Source organism: Bacillus sp. K2I17 (genome assembly GCF_002209985.1).
Taxonomy (GTDB): Bacteria; Bacillota; Bacilli; order Bacillales; family Bacillaceae_G; genus Bacillus_A; species Bacillus_A wiedmannii.
Map to the genome: position 1 here is coordinate 17,581 of NZ_NJGF01000010.1, position 16,769 is coordinate 34,349.

Genomic DNA, 16,769 nt, shown 5'->3' on the forward strand with positions numbered 1-16,769 from the left:
ACGTTAAAATATAATTATAAATAGAATTGAACAATATGGTGGAAGGTGAGAATATGCGCTTACTCGTAGTAGAAGATAATGCTTCTTTATTAGAGTCTATTGTCCAAATATTACGCGATGAATTTGAAGTAGATACAGCATTGAATGGGGAAGATGGATTATTTCTAGCGTTACAAAATATATATGATGCCATTTTACTTGATGTGATGATGCCAGAAATGGACGGTTTTGAAGTAATTCAAAAAATACGTGATGAAAAAATTGAAACACCAGTCCTATTTTTGACAGCGAGAGACTCTTTAGAAGATCGCGTGAAAGGCTTAGACTTTGGTGGGGATGACTATATCGTTAAGCCATTTCAGGCTCCAGAGTTAAAAGCGAGAATTCGTGCTTTATTACGACGAAGCGGTAATTTAACAACAAAGCAGACTATTCGTTATAAAGGGATTGAACTGTTCGGAAAAGATAAAGACGTTCAAGTAGATGGACAAAGTACGAAGTTAACACTAAAACAATATGAGCTTCTAGAGTACCTTGTTCAAAATAGCGGAAAGATTTTAATGCGTGAACAAATTTTTGATCGTGTTTGGGGATTTGATTCAGATACGACAGTAGCAATTGTAGAAGTGTATGTACATCATTTACGTAAAAAATTAGAGCCATTCGGTTATCAGAAAGATATTCAAACTGTTCGAGGTATTGGATATATATTAAAAGAACAATGAAAAAGGGAAGCATGTTTCAGAAAACACGCATTCGATTGACTATATTGAATTCATTAGTATTTATTATCTTGATAGGTGTATTAGGCAGTATCATTTATTCATACACATATAATCGTATTTATAATGAAGTAGATAAATCGATAGGAAAATCCGTTCAGCATAGAAAGAATTCAGATGATAAAAAACTACCTAAAAAAATTAGGGGATATCCTCCGATTGGGGATCCAAGGATAACGGAGTTAACTTGGCTTGGAAACACAGTGGAGATAGGCATTGAAAACGGCAAACGCCGTTTTATCTTTGAAGATAATTTGGAAAAGTTTTCTCCAAAGAAATTAGGAACTTTGCAAGATATAGAAGTGCAAGGGCAATATTTTAGAACGTTTGCATTTCAACAAGATACAAAAATAGTTCAAATTGTACGCGATATAACAGCTGAAAAAGAAATGTTAAATACTTTATTTTTAATTCTTGTTATTGGTTGTAGTGTAGGAAGTTTATGTGCAATAGGCATCGGCTTTTTCTTAGCCGGCAGGGCACTCATACCCATTCAAAATTCGTGGGAAAAACAGCAGCAATTCGTTTCGGATGCATCACATGAATTAAGGACACCACTTGCAGTTATTCAATCAAAAACGGATGTGTTATTCCAGTCACCATCTGCGACAATAGAAGAAAAAGCGATGGATATTTCTACGATTTCAAAGGAGTGTAGACGGTTATCTAAGCTTGTAACTAACTTATTATTGTTAGCACGTTCGGATTCTAATCAAATTGAGATGGATAAGAAAACATTTGAAATGGATAAATTGTTAGAAGAAATAGTAGATCCATATAAGGAAATTGCTTCATATCAAGAAAAAGAGATGATATTGAAAGTAGAACATGACATATCATTTATGGGTGATAGAGAGAGAATTCATCAAATGATGGTCATATTGTTAGATAATGCGATGAAGTATACAAATGGGGGCGGACATATTCAAATCGATTGTACGCAAACGAGCAGCTCAATTCATATACGAGTGAAAGATGACGGGATAGGGGTTAAAGATGAGGACATCCCAAAATTATTTGATCGTTTTTATCAAGGTGATAAAGCGAGAAGTGCGTCAGAAGGAGCGGGATTAGGCCTTTCAATCGCAAATTGGATTGTAGAAAAGCATTATGGGAAAATATTAGTAGATAGCAAATGGGGAGAGGGTACTTGTTTTGAAGTGAATTTCCCTAAAAATCAAAGAATATAAGTGAGAAGACGATCTTGTTTTTACAAGGTCGTCTTTTTTTAAGGGAAAGTTAAGAAACTATTTATAACATGTATGATATAAAGAAAGTTCGCCCTATGAAGAAGCGATTATAAAAAGGTATTTGAGCAGATTATATCGATCATAATGTTATTTCGATTATGTATAGGGAATGATGGAAAAGAAAGTGTAAGAGGGAGGAATTAATTTTGAAAAAGAAAATGATGACGGTATTCACTATTGGAGTAATGAGCTTAAGCATATTAGGGGGTGCCTCTCCTTCTGAAACATCACAAGGAAAGACAAATTACACGCAGCGCAGTAAAGAACAATTAAATAATGGAAAGATACATGCGGTGCATACAGAAGAAAAGGCGGAGAATCTAGGTATTGAAACGGAAGGGAAAGAACAAATTACGCTAGAAAAAGAAATTCATGAGACGGAAGTAGGAAGAGAAGCTGAACAGTTAGGAATTTCGATTGAAAGAAAAGACGTTGGAACTCTTTCAGAAGAAATCTATGAAACAAAAGTGAAGCAAGAAGCGTTAAAGCTAGGCATATCTATAGAAAATACAACGATTGTAAATTTAATTAATCAAATTAATACGATTAAAATTAATGATGAAGCGGATAAATTAGGCATTTCGACAAATGGAAAAGAAATAGAAGACATTGCGGAAGAAATCTATGGAACGAAAGTAAGAGAGGAAGCAGGGAAGTTAGGTATTTCACAAAAAGAAAAAGAGATAGAAACGTTAGCGCAAGAAGTGTATGAACAAAAGGTGCAGGAAGAAGCAAAAAAATATCATATTGATTTGTATGGTAAAGATATATATCAAGTATTAAGCGAAATTAATGAACAAAAAGTGTTACAAATGGCAGATGAGCTTAATATGGATAAAACGAATATGAACGTTCAAGAATTAGCAGAAAAAATTAAAAAAGATCAGCCTGAAAAAGGAAAAGAACTAAATTTTGTACCGGTGATTCGCACGGATGCTGATGCGTTTTATTCTTATTTAACGAACTAAAAAGGGCGTGAGAGTGATACGGAGATGGAAGTGGTATATATGTATGGCTTTACTAGCTATAGCAGTATGGAATGTATATAAAAATGGCATTACAAAGTATGTGGAGAAGTTAACATTCTTCAATATACAAAGCGGAAAAGAAGCAGATTTTAGTAATAATGATGAAAAGGTCATCTTATCGAATGTACCTTTAATTCAGCAATTACCAGAGCTAGATAGAGGCTGTGAAGTGACTAGCTTAGCGATGATGTTACAATATGCAGGCATTACAGTGGATAAGATGCAATTAGCAAATGAAATAAAGAAAGTTGATTTTATGAACGATGGTGTACGTGGAAATCCGAATGAAGGATTTGTAGGGAATATTTATACCTTTTCTGAATCTGGATATGGTGTATATCACGGACCACTTTTTCAATTAGCGAAAAAGTATTTACCTAATAAAGCTGTGGACTTAACAGGGAAGAGTATAGAAGAACTTTATAAGAGTGTACAATCAGGACAACCGGTAGTTATGATTACGAATGCAACATTTGCGCCATTAGATGAAGATGAATTTACTACATGGGAAACAAATAGCGGAGATGTTTCTATTACGTATAATGAACATTGTGTAGTACTGATTGGATACGATGAAGAATTTGTATATATTCGGGATCCTCTCGAGGATAGCCTAGATGTAAAAGTGCCGAGAGGAAAATTTGAAAAGGCATGGATGCAAATGGGGAGTCAGGCGATTAGTTATGTGAAAAGCTCTAAATGAATTAGTAAGGAAATAGATGTAAGGAACTGTAAGAGGAGTTTTTGTGGGTGTTTTTTGTTAAGAAATAAGAGAACCTCAGCTTATATAATAAGCTGAGGTTCTCTTATTTTTTATGATTAAATATTTAGAAGTAGTGAATATGTAAAAATGCATAATTGACAAAAAAATTACATGTTATCATTATATATTGTTTTATATATGTTACTTGTATAAAATTACACAAGTATCCACATTACATAAAGGAGGATTATTATGCAAAAAATATTTAACTGGGTTAAATGTATGAGTGTTAAGAAAAAATTAATCATTTCATTTTTTCTTATTTTAACTATACCAGGACTTATTATCGGTGGTGTTTCATATCAAACTGCCAAAACAAATTTTGAACAACAAATTACAGGTAAAGCAAAGGAGAATATTTCAGTTTTAAATACTGTTATTTCTCAAAATATAGAAGAGAAATTTGTTGATGCGGCGTACTTTGCAGACATTTTAACAGAGGATACATATCCAAACGGACAAGAAGAAATAGTAAGAACGAAGTTAACGCAATATATAAAACTTCATCCAGAAGTAGAAGGTATTTATATTGGAACACAGGCAGGAAAGTTTATAAGAGAACCATTTATCCAAATGGCTGATGGGTATAATCCAACAGATAGATCTTGGTATAAAGAAGCACATGAAAATAAAGGGAAAGTAATTGTTACTGCACCATATCAATCAGCATCTACTAAAAATATGGTAGTGACAATTGCTAAAGAAGTAAAAGATGGTAAAGGTGTTATAGGAATTAACTTAAATTTAGATAACATCTTAAAAATTTCCAAAATGATTAACATTGGTGAAAAAGGTTATGCAGTTATTCTAGATCAAAATAAGCAAATTGTTAGTCATCCATCTAGAAAACCAGGTGCAAAAGTTACTGATCCGTGGATTAAACCAATTTATGAAGAAAAACAAGGAAATGTGTCTTATACAGAACAAGGTGATAAAAAGAATTTAATCTTTGCAACAAATGAGAAAACAGGATGGAAAGTAGTCGGGGTTATGTTCGACGAAGAAATTACCGAAGCTGCGAATCCAGTGTTTTATAAGACTTTGATTGTCATTGCTATAGCTATTGTATTTGGTAGTGTATTAATTTATTTCATTACAAAGTCTATTACAAGACCATTAAGAAAAATAGCTGACTCGGCACATAAAATTAGTAAGGGAGATTTGACAGAGAAAATTACAATCCATTCCAAGGATGATATAGGGAAATTAGGGAATTCATTTAATGAAATGTCTGCCTCTTTACAAGATGTGATTACTCAAATTAGTTTTTCAGCAGAACATGTCGCTGCATCGGCTGAAGAGTTAACAGCGAGCGTACAGCAAGCAAATGATGCGACAGATCAAATTACAATTGCAATGGAACAAGTATCAGGTGGGGCTGAATCACAAAGTCAAGGTGTTGAAGAAGGTGCGGCTACATTACAACAAGTAAATACAGCAATTCAAGATGTAACTGGAAGCGCGGAATCAATTTCTATCTCCTCATTACATGCGAGAGAAAGAGCTGAAGAAGGGGAAGAATTGGTTGAACAAACAGCAAAACAAATGCAGTCTATTTCTAAATCGGTATCCGAGTCAGATGCTATTATTAAACTTCTTGATGAGAAATCAAAGCAGGTAGGAGCTATTTCTGAAGCGATTCAAAACATCGCTACTCAAACGAACTTATTAGCTTTAAATGCGGCTATTGAAGCGGCAAGAGCAGGTGAACAGGGCCGAGGGTTTGCTATTGTAGCTGATGAGGTTAGAAAATTAGCGGAGCAATCAGGAGAATCATCTGGAGAGATTGCAAATTTAATTGCAGAAATTAAGGCGGATATTGAACATACTGTTAAGGCGATGGATAATGTGAATGGAGAAGTTCAACAAGGCCTTGATGTTGTAACAAAAACGAAAGCAAGTTTTACGGAAATTTTAAGTTCTACTACACATATTGTTTCTCAAGTTAATCAAATGGTAGAAACAACGAAGAGAATTGCTGGAGATGCAAATGAAGTGACAAATGCTATTGATGAAATTGCAGCGGCTGCAGAAGAAAATACAGCTAGTATGCAAAGTGTTGCTGCTTCAACAGAAGAACAAGTGAATTCAATGGAAGAAATTAGTTCAGCTTCGCAAAACTTAGCTGGGATGGCCGAAGAACTACAAGCGATGACTAGTAAATTTAAAGTATAATAACAGCAGATAAGTAAGGTGATATTATTTTCACCTTACTTATTTTTCTATTCAGCAATTAGGGGAGTCATTAACGGGATGAAAAAAAGAAAAAGACTATGGAATTTATGGAAAACGATTACATTGTTAGTTTGTACAGTTGTAATTTTTTCTTTACTTGTGACAGATATATTAATTAGTCATAATGTAGAACGGACGACGGAGGATAGCCAAGCAGAGAAAGCAAAAACAATTGCACACATTGTGGCGAATGATTCAATTGTAATCGATGGTTTGATTGGGAAGGCAGATACTTCTGCAATCCAAACGTATACAAATAGAATATTAAAAAACACAGGTGTTCAATTCATTGTAGTTATGGACATGAATGGAATAAGAAAATCACATCCAAATCCTCAAAAAATAGGCTATCATTTTATTGGGGGAGATGAAGGGCCTGCATTGAAAGGAAAGGAACATGTATCGCTGGCAGAAGGAACTTTAGGTATTTCAATGCGAGTGTTTGTACCTGTATTTTCTGAAACAGGTGAACAACTTGGAGCGGTGGCCGTTGGTATTTCAGCAGATAATGTAAAAGAGAGAGTTAGGGAAAGTAGACATATCATTTACATTGGTGTCGGAGTTGGAGTACTAGTTGGAATTATAGGAGCAATATTGCTAGCTAGACATATAAAGAAAAGTTTATTCGGTCTTGAACCTCACAGGATAGCGAAAATTCTTGAAGAAAGAAATACGATGCTACAATCTGTAAAGGAAGGTATTATTGCTGTAGATAAAGAAGCCAATGTAACTTTAATAAATAATGAGGCAAAACGATTGTTTAAGAAAAGTGGACTTGAAGAAGATTTTATCGGTAAAGATGTTGAGTTGTATATGCCTAATTCACGTATAAAAGAAGTATTACAAACGGGAGAGGTACAATTAAACGAAGAACAAAATATTTATGGAATTACGATTGTGACGAATCGTGTTCCTTTATATGTAAAAGGAGAAATAGTTGGTGCAATTGCAACATTTCGTGATAAAACAGAGGTTAGAAAATTAGCAGAAGAATTAACTGGTATTAGACTATATGCGGAAGCATTACGGGCACAATCGCATGAATTTATGAATAAAATGCATGTCGTATTAGGACTTACACACATGAAGCAGTATGAAGAATTACAGAAGTATATAAGCGGTATGGTATCAGAGCATCAATATGAAATTGGTGGGGTTATGGAGAGAATAAAAAGTCCAGTATTTGCTGGTTTTTTACTTGGGAAACTTAGCTATGCTAGAGAGAAAAATATAAAATTAATCATAAGTGAAGATTCTTACATGCCGGAAATAGATGATGAAAGTATTATTCATGAACTAATTACGATTGTCGGAAATTTAATTGATAATGCATTAGAGGCAGTGATGAATTGTGAAAAGAAGCAAGTTGAACTTGAGATACAATATGGGGATACATTAATCATTACAGTACAAGATACGGGGAAAGGTATACCAGAAGAAGAAATAGGGGCATTATTTACGAAAGGTTATTCCACAAAGGGAGATAACCGTGGTTATGGTTTGTATCTTGTAAAAGAAAGTATACAGCGAATAAATGGGGAAATTCATATGCATTCATTAGTAGGAAAGGGAACAACGATAACAATTGAAATACCTAAAGGTAGGGATGAGAGGCAAATATGATTAAAGTTTTAATTGTAGAAGATGACCCGATGGTAGCAATGTTAAATACGCATTATTTAGAGCAAGTAGGAGGGTTTGAACTTGTTCAAGCAGTTAACTCCGTTAAAGAAGCGATAGAAGTATTAGAGGAATTACGAGTAGATTTAGTATTACTTGATATTTTTATGCCTGAAGAAACTGGATTTGAGCTTTTAATGTATATTCGGAACCAAGAAAAAGAAATCGATATTATGATGATTTCAGCTGTACATGATATGGGGAGTATTAAAAAAGCATTACAATATGGTGTAGTAGATTATTTAATTAAACCATTTACATTTGAACGATTTAAAAAGGCGTTAACTATACATCGAGAAAAGCTTACTTTCATGAAAGAACAACAAAAAATTAGTCAATCGGAATTAGATTCGTTAATTTTGCAAAAAGAAAAAAGAGAGCCTACTGTCACTAAAGAGCTTCCGAAAGGATTAACGAAGCAAACGATGCAATTAATTTGGCAAAAGATCGAGTCGCTGAATGGACGAGCGTTTACAACAGATGAAATGGCGCAATTAGTTGGAGTTTCAAGAGTTTCTATTCGAAAGTATGTAATGTTTTTGACTGAAATTGGAGTATTAGAAAACGAAATGGTGTATCAACATGTAGGAAGACCAGTGAGTAAATTAAGATGTATTGACCAAAATAAAATAGAGTTTTACGTATAAGCGACTTATTATAAGTCGCTTATACTTTTTTTAATTACAAAATCAATTACAAAACTTACAAAAACTATTTTTACTATTGAAAGCGTTTTAATATTGTTATTAAGAAAACAAGGAGGTGCCATATGGGAATTCAAAAGAATGTGGAAGCGGTATCATTTTCTGGAGGAAATGAAGTACAAAGAGAATCTTTCGCTTCTAAAATTATGAATGTAAAAATCGGTGTTATACCTTTACCGTTATATGTAGTATTGGCTGCTATTATTTATGGGGCATCTGTATATAATAAATTGCCAGCAGATATGATTGGTGGATTTGCAGTTATTATGATCATGGGTATTTTCTTAGGCGACATTGGAATGAGAATTCCAATTTTAAAAAATATCGGCGGCCCGGCAATACTTTCATTATTTATTCCATCATTACTTGTATTTTTTAACTGGATGAATCCAGCTTCAATGGAAGCTGCGACTATGTTAATGAAAAAATCGAACTTTTTATATTTATATATTTCTTGTTTAGTAGTCGGAAGTATTTTAGGAATGAATCGTAAAGTATTAGTACAAGGTTTCGTTCGTATGTTTATACCTTTAGTAGTAGGGACGTTAGCTTCTGTAGCGGTAGGATTATTGGTCGGTTCACTATTTGGATTTGAAATGAAGCAAACATTCTTCTTTATCATCGTACCAATTGTGAGTGGTGGTATTGGAGAAGGGATTTTACCATTGTCGCTAGCTTATAGTGATATTTTAAATGAATCATCAGCAACGTTTGTATCACAACTTATTCCAGCGGCTATTATTGGAAATATGTTCGCAATCGTGAGTGCAGGGTATATGAAGCGTTTAGGTGAGAAGAAACCGGAGCTTAGTGGTAACGGTGTATTAGTGAAAACAGACAATCAAGCAGAGTTATTAAAAGAACAAAATACAGAGAAGCCAATTGACTTCTCATTAATGGGAGCAGGTTTATTAATTGCGTGTACGTTCTTCATCTTCGGAGGATTTGCTTCTAAGTTCATCGGTATTCCTGGGGCAATCATTATGATTTTCTCAGCAGCACTTGTGAAATACTTTAAATTAATGCCAGCAAAAATGGAGCAAGGAGCATTCCATTTATATAAATTCATTTCGAAGAATTTAACTTGGCCGTTAATGGTTGGACTAGGATTGCTATATATTCCGTTAAAAGACGTAGCAGCAGTTCTTTCAGTAGGATATGTTGTTGTGTGCGCATCAGTTGTTCTTACAATGGTAGCATCAGGTTTTCTTGTAGGGAAAGTGATGAAAATGTATCCAGTTGAATCAGCAATTGTAACGGGATGTCATAGTGGTTTAGGTGGAACTGGAGATGTTGCTATTTTATCAGCTTCAAATCGTATGGAATTAATGCCGTTTGCGCAAATTTCAACACGTTTAGGCGGGGCAGCAATGGTTGTAACAGCGACAATTTTATTGAAAATGTTTTCATGATCAAACAAGCTAGCTATATTCATATAGCTAGCTTGTCAATTTAAGGGGAGATTATAAGTATGTTAGATAATCAAATTAATGAAAGATCATTGTTACTGCATAAAGAATTAGTAGGGAAAATTGAAATTACAAGTAAAGTAGAAGTAAATTCAGCGGATGATTTAAGCCTGACATATACACCAGGTGTAGCGGAGTCTTGCAAAGCAATTGCGGCGGATGAAGAAACAGTGTATGACTATACGGCACGCGGTAATATGGTGGCAGTTATCTCAGATGGAACAGCGGTACTTGGTTTAGGGAATATTGGACCGAAAGCAGCTATGCCTGTTATGGAAGGGAAGAGTATTTTATTTAAGAAATTTGCGAATGTAGATGCTTTCCCGTTATGTTTAGGTACGACTGATGTGGATGAAATCGTTACTCTTGTGAAAAATTTAGAGCCTACGTTTGCAGGAATTAACTTAGAAGATATTGCGGCACCACGTTGTTTTGAAATTGAAAAGCGATTAAAAGCAGAAACAAATATTCCTGTATTCCATGATGATCAACATGGGACCGCTATTGTCGTCTTAGCAGCTGTTATTAATGCATTAAAAGTTGTTAGCAAACAAATGGATAATGTGAAAATTGTTATTAACGGTGCGGGTTCGGCAGGAATTGCAATTGGAAAATTATTATTAAAAGCTGGTGCAAAGCGCATTACGTTAGTTAGCTTAGAAGGTATTGTTTGTGAAGGTGAATCATGGATGAACGAAGCACAAATTGAAGTTTCCAAAAAGACAAATCGAGAATATGTGCGTGGAACGTTAAAAGAAGCGATTCATCAAGCTGATATTTTTATTGGCGTATCTGCTCCTAACGTATTAACGAAAGAACTTGTACAAACGATGAATGAGAAAGCAATTGTGTTTGCTATGGCGAATCCAATTCCAGAAATCTTCCCAGAGGATGCATTAGAGGCTGGGGCAGCTGTAGTAGGAACCGGACGCTCGGATTATGCGAATCAAGTAAATAATGTATTGGCGTTCCCAGGGATATTCCGTGGTGCGTTAGATGTGCGCGCGACTGATATTACAGAAGAGATGAAATTAGCGGCAGCATATGGGATCGCTAACATCATTACGGACGAAGAACGTAATGCGAATTATGTAATCCCGAATCCGTTAGATAAAAGAGTTGTTCCAAGTGTTGCGGAAGCTGTAGCGAAAGCGGCCATTGATTCAGGTGTGGCGCAAATTATGAAAATACCAAGTTATTAATAGCTAAAAGCAGTGCCTAAAAAGGCACTGCCTTTTTGAGATAAGAAATCAAAATAATGAAGAAGTGTAAAATTATTTATTTGTGTGTCTTCACTATTTATTTAATTCCATTGCAACTTGTTTACCATTTACTAAAACCTCAGTTACTGCTACGATCACTTCTATCATTTTTTTCATCTCTCATCTCTCCTCATGTCATTTCTTACTTTAAGTATAAGAGAAGGGAGATACTTCAACTATCGAAGTATATGACGTAGAAATTACATTGTTGTAAGAAAGTGTTTTAGTTTTGTCACTTTACTCAGCGGTAATTAAAAACTGATCATAATATTTTTCATTCACATATATATTTAATATCCATAATCCAGATGAAGGTAGTGACATAGTGAGAGGGAGTTCGTTTGTAGTAGAATCAATTGTATTTGAAGTAGTCCAAGTTGGTTTGGAAGTTTCTTGTTGAAAGAGTACGGGTGTTGGAGTTATTGATCCTTGTTTTAGTGCAATAATAGATAGTTTTCCAGTTGGCATTTCAGGATCTAAAAAGTACCACATTATTTCATTTTTTTCATTTGCGATAATAGGACTATCAGCCATTGCGATTTTTTCTTCGATGCCTTTTAAAGGTATTTTTTCTTGTATGAAGGAGGGTGTTTCTTCCCAATTTACATCTTTTAAAACGCTAAGATGAAAGAAGGAAGGTGCATTAACTTGAGTGGATGACGTTGCGATGGCTTCTTTTTTAGGTGCTTCTGAATCAGGTTGCGCTTGTGTGCATCCAGCGATGAGAAAAGAGAAAAGTAGCATAGTTCCGATTTTTTTCATGGTGTCACACTCCTAAATTTTATTGTTAGTGTAATTGTATTTGCTAGAAAGCGGGACAATTCCTTTAAAGTATAAAAAGAGGTCGTAAGTTTTGTACGACCTCTTTTGACATTTTCTATATTTGTTCAGTTGAAAAGGCAGGTTCATTCTCTTTTTGTGGCATCGTTAAGAAAATAACAGAAAGAACGATACATACGCCGCCTAATAATTGATATGCTCCAAAGGATTCATTTAGCCAAGCGATTGAAACGATGGCAGCTACAAGTGGTTCAATGCTAGATAAAATGCTCGTTTCTGTTGCTGCTAAATATTTCAGACTACCGATATAAAGGAGGAAAGAAAGAGTGCCACTTATGATGATAAGAATAAGCATAGAAAAAGTTCTTGATGTAAAAGTTTGTGAAAGCTGATTCCATTCAAACGAGCGATTACAAATAAGCAGGGCAATACCGCCAATTAACATTCCCCAGCCAATTACTACAGTTGTTCCGCATTCTTTAATAAGAGAGGCTGGATGAAGGGTATAAAATGCAAATCCAATTGCAGTTAATAGACCAAAAATAATGGCTTCTTTTGATAAAACAATATTTTCAATTGAACCATTTGTAATAATAAAGTATGTCCCCGTTAGTGCTGTTATAATTGCGAGCAGTTGCATAGACGCTGGGAATTTTTTTTGTCCAAATGCGACATAAATGGTAATAAGAACAGGGCCAAAAAATTGAAATAATGTCGCTGTAACGGCGTTACTAATATGAACTGTTTCAATAAAGGCGTATTGCGCACCGAGCATGCCGAGAATAGAGAAAATAATAAGTTGTATAGAATATCTAGGGTGTTTCCAAATTTGAAATATGTTTTGTTTCTTTATAAGTAAGAAAGACAAAATAAATATTCCTGCAAGCAACAAGCGAATTGTTAAAAAATCAATTGAGGATACATTAGTATGCTGAAATAGCCACTGAATCATTGGACCAGATAATCCCCATAATGTAGCCCCTATAATAATCATAATGAGTCCGATACGTCTACCATTGTTCATTATCATGTTTCTCCTCTCCGGTATTTGATTTTTTATGTGTGACATGATAAAAGGAATTATATATAACTTCTGGTACTGTAAAAAGTATCAGATTTTAGTTTTATTAAGGGGTCAGACATTATGTTAGAATTAACGCCTAATTTAAATGTGAATAGTAAAAGAGCATTGTACGTGCAATTGTATGAGTATATAAAAAAAGAGATTAAAGATGGAACGATTCCGGCTTTAACAAAATTACCTGCAAAAAGAAAGCTGGCAAGCTATTTACAAGTGAGTAAGAATACAGTAGAAGCGGCTTACGAGCAATTACTTGCAGAAGGTTATATTGAGTCAGCATCGAGAAAAGGTTATTTTGTATGTAAAGTTGAACAAATGATTTATGTAGAAGGAAGTGAAGCGAAAGTAGAAGAAGTACCGTTTCGGGAGGAGAACTATACATTTGATTTCACCCAAACAGGGGTTGATACGAATACGTTTCCGTTCACTACGTACCGCAAGCTTATAAATGATGTATGGCAACCACATAATAATGAATTGCTTTTTCTTGGACATCCTCAAGGGGAATTGAGCCTGAGGGAGGAAATTGCCAACTATTTGTATGAATCTAGAGGTGTGCGTTGTTCAGCTAGCCAAATTGTATTAGGGGCGGGAACACAAATATTAGTGAAGTTACTTTTTCAATTGTTGAAGGGAAGTAATTATGCTGTTGAAAATCCAGGTTATCATAGGAAAATGGTCGTTTTTGAACAGGGAGAGAAGAAGGTTCAAATGTTGTCTTTAGATAGAGACGGAATTTGTATGGCAGATTTAGAAAATAGCGATGTGAATGTTGTATTTGTAACTCCATCTCATCAATTCCCATATGGAATGATTATGCCTATTACGAGAAGGACGCAGCTTTTACAATGGGCGAAGAAAGAGGAAGACAGGTATATTATTGAAGATGATTACGATAGTGAATTTCGTTATTCAGGAAAGCCAATTCCGGCACTACAAGGTTTAGATACAGATGGGAAAGTTATTTATATGGGGACGCTCTCAAAAGCTTTGTTGCCCTCATTACGGATGAGCTATATAGTATTACCGAAGAATGTAATTGAAAAATATCAAAAGGAATATTTGTTTTATACACAAAGTGTTTCAAGAATGGACCAAGAAGTGATTAGAAAGTTTTTAAATGAAGGCTATTGGGGAAAACATATTCATAAAATGCGCGTCGTCTACCGAAAAAAGAGGGATCGACTTGTTTTTGAAATAGAGAAGTATTTCTCTAATCGTGTTGAAGTGATAGGAGAAGATTCTGGATTACACATTTTATTAAAAGTGCATAATGGAATGCGAGAAGAAGAACTAATTAAAGAAGCTGCAAAATATAGTATTAAAATATATCCTGTTTCTACGTACTATAAAGACGGTACTGCGCCTGAAAATGTAGTTTTACTTGGGTTTGCAATTTTATCAGAAGACGAAATTGCGAAAGCGGTTCAATTATTACATAAGGCATGGTATACAAGAAAGTAAAAAACATCCTCCAGGCATGAGGATGTTTTTTATTATTTATTTTCATCTAAGAATAAGACCATATGCTCTTCGTCCCAATACTGTCCGTTATATTTCAGTGAACGTTCTTGTACACCGAATGTTTTAAAACCTAATGATTCATAAAGTTTCTTCGCACCATCGTTGCCAACAACAACATCAAGCATAACTTGTTCTACTTCTAAAGATTTAGCAAGTTCAAGACATTCTTTAATAAGTGCTTTTCCTGCTCCAAGTCCGCGTGCTTTTGGAGACACATATACAGAACCAATTTTAGCTTTATGTTCTTGTTTTACATATGGTTTCGTTTCCAGCGTTGCAACTCCGATTAATTGTCCATCTTTAAATGCACCTAGTGTATAGTTTTCATCTTGTGCTAATTTTTGTGCTTTATATTCAATCGCACACTCTTTATTAATAATATCTTCATAAGAAGAGCTGAAAGCTTCAGGGTTTTGCTTTAATCCTTCTACACGAAGTTCTAAGTAAATTTCTGCTTCATCTTTTGTTAATACATGGATATCCAATTATATCACCCTCCAAATCTTTGCAAATGTACCTTTACCCCGCTATTTGCGGGCAGTAAGAATCCAACTTTAAAATCCGGCGAATGCGCGGATTTTAGGTGGGAGATAACTGCCCGATTGGTTAAAGTTTTACTTTATTTTATATTGAAATAAGAATAATTTCAAAAGGTTAGCTTATATGAGCTGATTTTATGAACAAAATAACACCAGTAGTGTTTACTACTACTGGTGTTTTCACACGCATCTTATTCAAAAGGTAGCTCGATTCTAAAGTTTGTTCCTACTCCTAATTGGCTTGTTACTAGAATGGAACCGTTATGCAATTCTACAATTTCTTTTGCAACAGCTAGCCCGATACCTTTTCCTCCAGTAGCTCTCGTTCTCGATTTATCAACACGATAAAAACGATCAAAAATATGCGGGATATCTTCTTCAGGAATACCTTCTCCTTCATCGGCTACACTTATTGTAAAAGAATCTGTTTCTGTGAGTACGCGTATCGTAATAGTAGTGTTTTCTGGCGAATGTTGATAAGCGTTGTGTAATAAATTTAACATAACTTGTTCCATACGTCTTTCGTCTATGCAAACTTCTAAATCATCTTTGCAATATACATGGAGTTGCATTTGTTTATTTGTTAATGTTGTTTTTGTTTTTTCAACCATTCGTTCTAAAAATGGTTGAAGAATCACTTTTTGTTTTTTTATAACAAACTGGTGTTGTTCTAATTGCACCAGCATAAATAAATCTTGGACGAGATCGGTTACACTATCTGTTTCATCCTCAATGATTTGTAAGTATTCTTCACGCTCTTCTTTCGTTAAAGAGTCTCTCTTTGCTACCTTCGCATAACCTTTCATATAGGTTAATGGAGTTAATAGTTCATGGGCAACACTAGCGAGAAATTCATTGCGTTCTTTTTTCATATAAGTCAGTTCACTAGATAAATCTTCAATCGTTTTTGCTAAACTTCCAAGTTCATCATTCCGTTTAATACCTAATTGAATTGGCTTATTTAACTTTGACATTTTTTCTGTTGCCTTCTTCATTTTTATAAGCGGTTCTGTAATAACACGAGAAAAAACAAAGACAGAAATAGTCGTTAAAATAATTGTTAAAACACTAATGATAAGAAATTGGTTCATGAGTTTAAGTAACATATTTTCTAAGAAAGATGTTTTTAATAACATATATAACTTTCCTTGAAACTTTGTTGTGTTAAGTTGGCTTACTGTTGTGATGAATTTTGATTTTTTCCAGTTTCTTTCAACGATTAATCCGCTTTCTGGGACAGATTCTGTTTTACAAGTAAGTTGTTTTTGCATTTCTTTTGTTACGGGTTCTGAGGTGGAAATAATTTTGCCGTTATGGTCAGTAATAATGATAGCTATATCGGAGTTAGAAATTGATTCCGATTCAACTAAGTGTGCAGCCGCATTCGCAATATCGAACTCGGGGTACACGGGGCGTTTAGGATTTTTATTGTGTTCAGCGTGTTGCATTTCTTTATAATATTCATCCCGTCTCTCGCGACTTTTAATTTTTTTACTATAGCGATTACCTTTTTCTAAAAGAGCAAGTGTTTCTTCCTCAATCCGCATTGTTGAAATGCTTTTGTAAAAAGAAACGAAAGCAATTGTTTCAATGCATAAAGCTAATATTAAAAAGTATGTCCCGATTTTAAGTGAAAGTTTACTCATTTTCTCACCATACCTTATTCATAATA

The 16,769-nt window shown here is 34.5% G+C and carries 14 protein-coding genes and 1 pseudogene; 11 read left to right on the top strand and 4 right to left on the bottom strand.

The window, feature by feature from the left end:
* The first annotated feature begins 53 nt into the window (after nt 1-53).
* From CER22_RS13830 to CER22_RS13870, 10 genes and pseudogenes are all read left to right on the top strand, one after another.
* Complete coding sequence (locus CER22_RS13830; RefSeq protein WP_088061772.1) at nt 54-725, top strand: response regulator transcription factor; 672 nt, start codon at nt 54-56, stop codon at nt 723-725.
* Complete coding sequence (locus tag CER22_RS13835) at nt 722-1,972, top strand: sensor histidine kinase (RefSeq protein WP_088061774.1); 1,251 nt, start codon at nt 722-724, stop codon at nt 1,970-1,972. Before CER22_RS13830 ends, CER22_RS13835 begins: the two co-directional genes overlap by 4 nt.
* Before the next feature lie 206 nt (nt 1,973-2,178).
* Complete coding sequence (locus CER22_RS13840) at nt 2,179-3,000, top strand: transporter (protein ID WP_088061776.1); 822 nt, start codon at nt 2,179-2,181, stop codon at nt 2,998-3,000.
* A gap of 13 nt (nt 3,001-3,013) precedes the next feature.
* On the top strand, nt 3,014-3,763 hold the full coding sequence (locus CER22_RS13845; protein ID WP_142291672.1) for a C39 family peptidase: 750 nt from the start codon (nt 3,014-3,016) through the stop codon (nt 3,761-3,763).
* A 282-nt stretch (nt 3,764-4,045) separates the two neighbouring features.
* Nucleotides 4,046-5,059, top strand: a pseudogene (locus CER22_RS34275) (HAMP domain-containing protein); the annotation flags it as partial.
* 120 nt (nt 5,060-5,179) lie between these two features.
* Nucleotides 5,180-5,998 carry a methyl-accepting chemotaxis protein gene (locus tag CER22_RS34280; protein ID WP_434087966.1) on the top strand — a complete coding sequence of 273 codons (819 nt, stop codon included), beginning with the start codon at nt 5,180-5,182 and terminating at the stop codon, nt 5,996-5,998.
* A gap of 78 nt (nt 5,999-6,076) precedes the next feature.
* Nucleotides 6,077-7,681 (top strand): sensor histidine kinase, encoded by a 1,605-nt coding sequence (locus tag CER22_RS13855; RefSeq protein ID WP_088061780.1) that lies wholly within the window; start codon nt 6,077-6,079, stop codon nt 7,679-7,681.
* Nucleotides 7,678-8,385 carry a response regulator gene (locus CER22_RS13860; protein WP_088608949.1) on the top strand — a complete coding sequence of 236 codons (708 nt, stop codon included), beginning with the start codon at nt 7,678-7,680 and terminating at the stop codon, nt 8,383-8,385. The genes CER22_RS13855 and CER22_RS13860 overlap by 4 nt, the downstream gene beginning before the upstream one ends.
* 122 nt (nt 8,386-8,507) lie before the next feature.
* Nucleotides 8,508-9,854 carry a 2-hydroxycarboxylate transporter family protein gene (locus tag CER22_RS13865; RefSeq protein ID WP_000512729.1) on the top strand — a complete coding sequence of 449 codons (1,347 nt, stop codon included), beginning with the start codon at nt 8,508-8,510 and terminating at the stop codon, nt 9,852-9,854.
* A gap of 59 nt (nt 9,855-9,913) precedes the next feature.
* The gene (locus tag CER22_RS13870; RefSeq protein ID WP_088608950.1) at nt 9,914-11,113 is read left to right on the top strand and encodes an NAD(P)-dependent malic enzyme; all 1,200 of its coding nucleotides are present in this window, start codon (nt 9,914-9,916) and stop codon (nt 11,111-11,113) included.
* A gap of 297 nt (nt 11,114-11,410) precedes the next feature.
* On the opposite strand, the gene CER22_RS13875 is transcribed toward CER22_RS13870, so the two are convergent.
* Nucleotides 11,411-11,935: a DUF4871 domain-containing protein gene (locus tag CER22_RS13875; RefSeq protein ID WP_087983429.1), complete on the bottom strand. Its 525-nt coding sequence runs from the start codon at nt 11,933-11,935 to the stop codon at nt 11,411-11,413.
* Between the two features lie 115 nt (nt 11,936-12,050).
* The gene (locus CER22_RS13880) at nt 12,051-12,977 is read right to left on the bottom strand and encodes a DMT family transporter (RefSeq protein ID WP_088608951.1); all 927 of its coding nucleotides are present in this window, start codon (nt 12,975-12,977) and stop codon (nt 12,051-12,053) included.
* 120 nt (nt 12,978-13,097) lie between these two features.
* On the opposite strand from CER22_RS13880, the gene pdxR reads away from it, so the two are divergent.
* Nucleotides 13,098-14,498, top strand: a complete 1,401-nt coding sequence (pdxR, locus tag CER22_RS13885; protein WP_088608952.1) for a MocR-like pyridoxine biosynthesis transcription factor PdxR — start codon at nt 13,098-13,100, stop codon at nt 14,496-14,498.
* A 32-nt stretch (nt 14,499-14,530) separates the two neighbouring features.
* Here pdxR and CER22_RS13890 read toward each other — a convergent pair whose 3' ends face one another.
* A complete protein-coding gene (locus CER22_RS13890; protein WP_000351216.1) occupies nt 14,531-15,043 on the bottom strand; it encodes a GNAT family N-acetyltransferase in 513 nt (170 codons plus the stop codon).
* Between the two features lie 245 nt (nt 15,044-15,288).
* Nucleotides 15,289-16,743 carry a HAMP domain-containing sensor histidine kinase gene (locus tag CER22_RS13895; RefSeq protein ID WP_088608953.1) on the bottom strand — a complete coding sequence of 485 codons (1,455 nt, stop codon included), beginning with the start codon at nt 16,741-16,743 and terminating at the stop codon, nt 15,289-15,291.
* Between the last annotated feature and the right edge of the window lie 26 nt (nt 16,744-16,769).

Excerpts from the sequence above, each read along its gene's own strand:
- CER22_RS13830 (WP_088061772.1), top strand. The coding sequence starts at position 54 with ATGCGCTTACTCGTAGTAGAAGATAATGCTTCTTTATTAGAGTCTATT.
- CER22_RS13835 (WP_088061774.1), top strand. The coding sequence starts at position 722 with ATGAAAAAGGGAAGCATGTTTCAGAAAACACGCATTCGATTGACTATA.
- CER22_RS34280 (WP_434087966.1), top strand. The coding sequence starts at position 5,180 with ATGGAACAAGTATCAGGTGGGGCTGAATCACAAAGTCAAGGTGTTGAA.
- CER22_RS13855 (WP_088061780.1), top strand. The coding sequence starts at position 6,077 with ATGAAAAAAAGAAAAAGACTATGGAATTTATGGAAAACGATTACATTG.
- CER22_RS13860 (WP_088608949.1), top strand. The coding sequence starts at position 7,678 with ATGATTAAAGTTTTAATTGTAGAAGATGACCCGATGGTAGCAATGTTA.
- CER22_RS13865 (WP_000512729.1), top strand. The coding sequence starts at position 8,508 with ATGGGAATTCAAAAGAATGTGGAAGCGGTATCATTTTCTGGAGGAAAT.
- CER22_RS13870 (WP_088608950.1), top strand. The coding sequence starts at position 9,914 with ATGTTAGATAATCAAATTAATGAAAGATCATTGTTACTGCATAAAGAA.
- CER22_RS13875 (WP_087983429.1), bottom strand. The coding sequence starts at position 11,935 with ATGAAAAAAATCGGAACTATGCTACTTTTCTCTTTTCTCATCGCTGGA.
- CER22_RS13880 (WP_088608951.1), bottom strand. The coding sequence starts at position 12,977 with ATGAACAATGGTAGACGTATCGGACTCATTATGATTATTATAGGGGCT.
- pdxR (WP_088608952.1), top strand. The coding sequence starts at position 13,098 with ATGTTAGAATTAACGCCTAATTTAAATGTGAATAGTAAAAGAGCATTG.
- CER22_RS13895 (WP_088608953.1), bottom strand. The coding sequence starts at position 16,743 with ATGAGTAAACTTTCACTTAAAATCGGGACATACTTTTTAATATTAGCT.